General features: G+C 38.8%; 10 protein-coding genes and 1 tRNA gene. 10 read left to right on the top strand and 1 reads right to left on the bottom strand.

Going from position 1 to position 6,049, the window contains the following annotated elements:
• The 7 genes from GCCT14_RS05465 to GCCT14_RS05265 form a co-directional block, all read left to right on the top strand.
• The coding region (locus tag GCCT14_RS05465; protein ID WP_204592964.1) for a hypothetical protein at window positions 1-228 on the top strand (228 nt) is incomplete at its 5' end.
• A 56-nt stretch (window positions 229-284) separates the two neighbouring features.
• On the top strand, window positions 285-770 hold the full coding sequence (locus tag GCCT14_RS05290) for a hypothetical protein (RefSeq protein WP_157952665.1): 486 nt from the start codon (window positions 285-287) through the stop codon (window positions 768-770).
• Window positions 771-1,041: 271 nt separating this feature from the next.
• A complete protein-coding gene (locus tag GCCT14_RS05285) occupies window positions 1,042-1,485 on the top strand; it encodes a hypothetical protein (protein WP_157952664.1) in 444 nt (147 codons plus the stop codon).
• A gap of 50 nt (window positions 1,486-1,535) precedes the next feature.
• Window positions 1,536-2,078: a hypothetical protein gene (locus GCCT14_RS05280; protein WP_108624491.1), complete on the top strand. Its 543-nt coding sequence runs from the start codon at window positions 1,536-1,538 to the stop codon at window positions 2,076-2,078.
• 110 nt (window positions 2,079-2,188) lie between these two features.
• On the top strand, window positions 2,189-2,815 hold the full coding sequence (locus tag GCCT14_RS05275; RefSeq protein WP_108624490.1) for a hypothetical protein: 627 nt from the start codon (window positions 2,189-2,191) through the stop codon (window positions 2,813-2,815).
• 161 nt (window positions 2,816-2,976) lie between these two features.
• The gene (locus GCCT14_RS05270; protein ID WP_192875518.1) at window positions 2,977-3,450 is read left to right on the top strand and encodes a hypothetical protein; all 474 of its coding nucleotides are present in this window, start codon (window positions 2,977-2,979) and stop codon (window positions 3,448-3,450) included.
• Between the two features lie 112 nt (window positions 3,451-3,562).
• On the top strand, window positions 3,563-4,183 hold the full coding sequence (locus tag GCCT14_RS05265; RefSeq protein ID WP_108624488.1) for a hypothetical protein: 621 nt from the start codon (window positions 3,563-3,565) through the stop codon (window positions 4,181-4,183).
• Between the two features lie 51 nt (window positions 4,184-4,234).
• On the opposite strand, the gene GCCT14_RS05260 is transcribed toward GCCT14_RS05265, so the two are convergent.
• A complete protein-coding gene (locus tag GCCT14_RS05260; protein ID WP_108624487.1) occupies window positions 4,235-4,699 on the bottom strand; it encodes a SufE family protein in 465 nt (154 codons plus the stop codon).
• Window positions 4,700-4,873: 174 nt separating this feature from the next.
• Here GCCT14_RS05260 and infA point away from each other — a divergent pair, with 174 nt between their 5' ends.
• From infA to GCCT14_RS05245, 3 genes are all read left to right on the top strand, one after another.
• The gene (gene infA / locus GCCT14_RS05255) at window positions 4,874-5,101 is read left to right on the top strand and encodes a translation initiation factor IF-1 (RefSeq protein ID WP_108624486.1); all 228 of its coding nucleotides are present in this window, start codon (window positions 4,874-4,876) and stop codon (window positions 5,099-5,101) included.
• Window positions 5,102-5,222: 121 nt separating this feature from the next.
• Window positions 5,223-5,294, top strand: a tRNA-Thr gene (locus GCCT14_RS05250).
• A gap of 206 nt (window positions 5,295-5,500) precedes the next feature.
• Window positions 5,501-6,049 (top strand): GTP-binding protein (locus GCCT14_RS05245; protein ID WP_157952662.1); only part of this gene is annotated, 549 nt, incomplete at its 3' end.

Raw genomic sequence — 6,049 nt, 5'->3', positions numbered from 1 at the left:
GTTATTGCGCTTTTTGCTGTTGCGTCGTTCTTTTCCCATTTGTCATCTTTTTGCACGTTTAGCTTGGTTATGATTTTGGTTTGGGCAATTGTTTACCTTCTTTTGGATTTGTTGAAGAGCCTATCTCATATTTGGAGATGTGTATTAGAAGATCTTATGCTGTGTTTGAACATGTTAATGACGCTATGGTTTATTGGGTTTGTGACTATCCCTATTTTCCCAAGTTGATTGATTTCATAATCGATTAGGGGAGTAGTGTACATCACACTTTTGGAGTTTATGAATTGATAGTGGCTTCTGGCATGATCCTTTTGGGAAATAGTTTTCGTGTGCAATCGCTAGCTGTAAAGGTATTTGCTTTTTGTTCTGGATCATTATTAGCCTTGGTAGGAGTCAAGTGTGCTATTGGCTCTTTATCTTTGTTTGGTATCGTATCGTATCCAGAGATCCTGAATCAGGGTCAAACTATGTCATCTGTTAATCGTTTCATAGAAAGCTCCGTGCCATTTTCTGAAAAGGTATCGGTTGCCGTAAAGATCTGGGTTTTTCTTTTTTCTGTAGCATCTCTATTCATTTCATTGTCGTCTCTTTGCGCGTTCAGTTTGGTTATGCTATCACTATGGTCGGTCCTTTATCTTATATTGGACTTTTGCAAGTCTCTTGAAGCTCTTTGGCAATGTCTATTAGAAGATTTTCTGTTCTGCTTGAACGTATTGATGACGTTATGGTTCATTGGATTTACAACAATACCTGTCGTTCCGTCACATTAGGCCGTGGATGGATGGCGTCTTATGGTGCGTATCAATATTGCTTTTAATCGCAACATGCAAAGATGTTCATCTATTTAGTAATTGATAAAAAGATACTCACCACTGATTGAAACTAACCTTTTTACAAAAATAAGGGAGTGTAAACGTGCACCACTCTGTTATCTTTGGAGCTAATTGTAAGTGTCTTTTGGAGTCTTTCCATCAATTGTCTTCAGGCTTGATTCTCTTTGGGAACGCAATGCGTATAAAAAAAGGCACTATGAAGTTTTTTATGTATGAGGTTTCAATATTCCTTCTTTTAGCTGGTAGCGAAAGATTGTTCTCTGCTTGTTACAATTTAAGATTGTTCTCTGCTTGTTACAATTTAGGTTTGATGCATTGTTCTATCTGGAAAAGCATTCCGATTTTTCGTAGTGATGATTTGTATTCTACTTGGAAGAAATTGGCTTACTGTTCTGCTTTTTTGGTTACATTGTTGACGTCTATGGTGGCTGCAGTTTCATTTATTTTCAGTTCTTTTGGAATTTCGTTTCTTAGTGCAACATTTTTGCTAGTTTGGAGCTTTCTTCACTTCTTCTTTTATCTAGATCTGGATAATTTGACTCCAAGTAGGCAACTTGATATACAGATCATAATCATTTCTTTAACATTTTTCTTGTTTTTTTGGTTTAAAGGGTTTACTGGTATTTCCATTATCCCATTAGAAAAAATTTAGTCTTTATATAAACATTTGCAATGTTAGCATGATTGCACAACGAATATCAAATGAGGCCACAGGTGACTGGACCTACAACATTTACTAAACAAGCAACTACACAAGCTAAATCTTTTTGTAAGAATTATGTTTCCATGTCGAGATGCGCAGCTAAGTTCGTTTCTCATGCTTTAAGTGCCTGTTGTTATGCATCTCAGTTTGGTGGTTGTGCGACAACTTTTCTAAGAGTTCTTGTAGTAGCAGCTGTTTGTTTTAGTGTTATTGGCGCTGTTGTTCAATTGAAACGCTTGTGGAAGGGGTTAAAATTATTTGATTGGAATTCAGTATCGAAATCAACCCATTTAGATTTAATGGCTGAAACGTTTACTTGTGTGATGGCATTAGGAGTTGTGGTTACAGCTCTGAGCTATATTTTTTATTTGCCACCGTTGATGTTCGTAATTCTTATTCTGTGGTCTATCAGTTGTTTATCATTGATGCTTGAAGGAAAAATTAAATTTTGTTCTTGGTTCCCTCCTGGCTGGCTATCTGCAACTTTTGTGATATTACTAGGCGTCGTGGCTTTTAGAGATATTGTTTACTTGATCGATTAATGAAAACTTTCATTCTTATCAATGTTGCGCATACTAACATTTGATCAATATGTTTTTGTATTCGTCGTTTGGTTTATCATGTTTGTCTATGTCCCATTCTAGGTGGCTGCATGTCTAGTATAAGTAAAAGAGTTTATTGTTTAACAACATGGCCTAGAGACAGAGGTGTTCCTTTGTCAAAGGACGGTTGTTATGGTCGATTAACCAGACTTTTTTATTTTATGGAGAAAATATGCAAATTATTGTTCTTGTCGGGAATATGTTTTAGTGCGTCATCTGCAGCAGGATCTACTTTTTCTAGGATCTGTTTACTAGGAGCCGGTTATTCTGGAGTAGCAGCTGCTTTATCTGAATTGGTTGTTTTTTCTTTTATTCCTGATTTAGTTGCGCTTGAAAGTGTGCGCAGTCGTATTTTTGAGATAATTGGTACAAGTGCATCTGCTACCTCTATACTTAACTTCTCTAGTTTTGAAAAAATGATTATTTTCTTTAATTTGCTAACGGGATTTGTCCTATGGGGTGGAGGATTGACTGGTATCTACTGCCTGTTTTCTTATGCATTTCAAAAACAATGGGCAAACTTTCTATGCATATCTTTAATGATTTTGCTATTTAAAATTTCAGGAATTATACAAGTTGAGAGCAAGGGCCTTCTTTCTGTATTGTCGTCTCTTATTTCTCTATCTGTTCCTATTCTTCTCCAAGTTTTGCTGTTTCACATGAAGAATACGAAATAGTTTTAATTTGCAATTACAATGCAATGTGGCTAATTTAACACATTAGTTAATGTGCTTGTATTTGATGTTTAAAGATTGTGGCAAGCGAAAGAAGTTCGATATTTTTCTGTCCAGAAGCTAAAATAATCTATTTATTAGATTTGTTGCTTTTGGACTTGGTCATGTCTCGTATTGGTACATTTTTATTCAGGGATGTTTCTCCGACCTTTTGCTTTTTTCTTCCTTCTGTTGTATCCGCTACTGCTCTGCCTATCCCTGTTTCTGTGATATCATGTTTTCTATCTGGGTTTGGTTTGTCTTTGAATTGCTTCGAAGCCGGATTGGTTTACTTAAAGAATAAAAATTTGAGGGAAGTATTTGGTAAAAGTCGGATTGTATCTCATTGTGTTTTATGGGGTAGTGCATGTCTGATGATTTTTTTAAGTTTTGAATTGGCACTTAAAGGGCTTTGGTTATTGGGATCTTTAGCTTTCTTGAGCAGTTGTATTTACTTAATGGAGTACTATTTCTGCTGTACTCTCCAAGTTGATCTTCGCACTTTGGTCAGGTCAATTTCTTCTAAGGTGAGATTATTGTATTTATTTCTATCGATTCTTTTGATAGCCGTTACACACGGCAAATCCACACTTGCCTAATTTAGATTTATTGCGATGGTTTGATATATTGTTGTACAATGCCCACGATAGGTGCCATGTTTTTCTGTACAAGGGACTCATATAATACTCTTTTCTAGGAAGGTGTTGCTTTATGTTAGGAAGTGTAGCTTCGGCGTGTAGTTGGTTGTCTGGAAGTGGGACTGTGTCTGGTTTCTTTAGAAACAATGTGTCTGCTGTTAGATGTGTTTCCTCTTTGTGCGATGCGGCTGGTGGAATTGTTTCTTCAGTTGCATTCCAGGCTCTTGGAATTAGCGTTTCGTCTGCTGTCTCTGTTGTGACAGTATCTTCTGCTGCTGTTGAATGTGCTATTCGTTGTGCTAGAACTTTTGTTGAACATGGAAGTGACTTAGACACAGCGCTTTCGTGGGTTGAATTTGTTGCATTTTTCATTACAACTGTTCTTTTGTTTATGATTGCACAAACTATTCCAGGATGGCTTGGGTTTTGCATTGGTCTTTATGCGCTAACTCGCTTGATTACACGTTTACTTGAGAGTTGGTGCCCTGACATTATGAAATCTCCATTTTTGGATAGCTCTTATGTCAATGATCTTCGACAATCTCGCGGAGATTTCGTTAGCATGGCAAGCGGCGCTCTTATTTGCGGTGCTGTTTGGGCCGTTCTTTGTCCATCTTCTTTTTCTTACTATACTAAACCGCTTCAAGCAGTCCTAGAACTTCACTTCTTCTTGAAGGAAGTCAAACTTCTATAGAGGTTTACTTTGTGTTCTTATATTTGTTTGCCCGATTCGACAGCTTGTAAATTACATTTCGCTTTGGTTTATAATTCGTGCCGATTCTTTTTGTATTTGAAGATAGATTTGATATAAGCCTGTTGCTCGGTTTAGACTCAAAAATTGATTGAAACCTATTCGTTCTATGAATTTTGGGGGGCATGTGAGTACGGTAAGTGGGGGTAGCCCTGAATAAATATTTAGTAAAATAGCTAGAAGACCGCTGGAAATGAGAGCATCGCTTTTGCCAAAAAAAAAGACCAGTTCGTTTTCCCTTGTTGCTTTAAGAAATGTTTTGCTTTGGCATCCTGGCACGCGAACAAAATCTGATTTAGGAGTTTCTCCTTTATTGAATATGTGTTTGCCGGTAGCAATTAACAGGTCGTATTTTTTTTGAATGGAAGGCAAGAGCGTGAACTCTTCTTCCCACCTTGTTTGTCGTTGTTTGCAAATAATAAGGAATTTTTCTTGATCGGAACCGTTCAGAAAGGTCATATGATCCTCTTTAGAGCTTTTCTGAATTGGTCAGTTTTCAAGATTGAACAGGTCATTCTCTTCAAAAAGATTTCAAATTAGCTATGTTTTGATTAATATCACTGAGGATTTTGGAGTCGTAATGGCTATTTCAGTTCACATCGAGGGTATCACAATGAGTTCAAAGCTTGCAGCATGGTAAAGGAATCTAAGGAGAATACGTTTCGTATGAAAGGCAAAGTGCGTGAGTCTTTGCCTAATATGACCTTTAAAGTTTTGTTAGAGAACGGTGTCTACGTTTTGGCTTACTTAAGCGGCAAGTTACGGATGCGTAATATTCGGGTTTATCCTGGAGATGACGTCGTAATTGAGTTGACGTCTTACGACTTGACTAAGGCGAGGATTGTCTACCGCGAGAGATAGGAGACTTCTATCAATCTATAGAATCGTCTCTTGAATCGTAGAGCTGTCTGTGTTAGAATCGTGCATCTTCTTCGGTCCGTGTTTTTTCGCTGGCTGATTGGCAAGATTACTTTGAATGCATGCCCGTGTAGCTCAGTGGTAGAGCTCTTGCATGGTAAGCAAGTGGTCGTAGGTTCGATTCCTATCTTGGGCATTTCACTCTGGCGAGTGTTGCATTCGTTTCTGCGTGTCGATTCAGAGTGCGTTTTGATCGTCTTGGTCAAGTTATTAGGGCGATGAGGGGGTTGGCGAAGGGCTCGCGCGTGGGCGTCTTGTGTCACATTGTAGGGTGCTCTTTCGTTATGTTTTGGGCACTGTATGTTTAATTTCGGATGTGCGTTGCTGTTTGGAGGGAGTTAGGTGGCAAAGGAGACATATAAGCGGGATAAGCCGCATGTTAACATCGGAACAATCGGGCACGTCGATCATGGTAAAACGACTTTGACGGCCGCGATCACTACTGTGCTCGCGAAGAGGGGTCTGTCGAAGGCTATGAGCTATAAAGACATCGATAAGACTCAGGAGGAGCAAGATCGTGGGATAACGATTGATAAGACTCACGTTGAGTACGAAACGGAAAATAGGCACTATGGTCACGCCGATTGCCCTGGACATGCTGACTACATCAAGAACATGATTACTGGTGCTGCTCAAATGGATGGAGCAATTCTTGTTGTTGCTGCGACAGATGGGCCGATGCCACAGACGTATGAGCATGTTCTGCTAGCTCGTCAGGTGAATGTTCGTCAGATAGTGGTATTCATAAATAAAATGGATGCTCCTGGCGTTGACGAAAAAATGGCTGAATTAACTGAGATGGAGCTTAGTGAACTGCTTGAGAGCAAGGGTTATGATAATGTCCCTATGATTAGGGGATCAGCTCTTCGCGCTTTAGAGGGAGTCCCTGTT

Source organism: Candidatus Similichlamydia epinepheli (assembly GCF_003056015.1).
The sequence above is the reverse complement of the archived record's forward strand: the minus strand, read 5'-3'. Positions and strand labels throughout refer to the sequence as shown.

Bases quoted from the DNA above. Each gene is read 5' to 3' on its own strand.
- GCCT14_RS05285 (WP_157952664.1), top strand. From the start codon at position 1,042: ATGTATGAGGTTTCAATATTCCTTCTTTTAGCTGGTAGCGAAAGATTG.
- GCCT14_RS05280 (WP_108624491.1), top strand. From the start codon at position 1,536: ATGAGGCCACAGGTGACTGGACCTACAACATTTACTAAACAAGCAACT.
- GCCT14_RS05275 (WP_108624490.1), top strand. From the start codon at position 2,189: ATGTCTAGTATAAGTAAAAGAGTTTATTGTTTAACAACATGGCCTAGA.
- GCCT14_RS05270 (WP_192875518.1), top strand. From the start codon at position 2,977: ATGTCTCGTATTGGTACATTTTTATTCAGGGATGTTTCTCCGACCTTT.
- GCCT14_RS05265 (WP_108624488.1), top strand. From the start codon at position 3,563: ATGTTAGGAAGTGTAGCTTCGGCGTGTAGTTGGTTGTCTGGAAGTGGG.
- GCCT14_RS05260 (WP_108624487.1), bottom strand. From the start codon at position 4,699: ATGACCTTTCTGAACGGTTCCGATCAAGAAAAATTCCTTATTATTTGC.
- infA (WP_108624486.1), top strand. From the start codon at position 4,874: ATGGTAAAGGAATCTAAGGAGAATACGTTTCGTATGAAAGGCAAAGTG.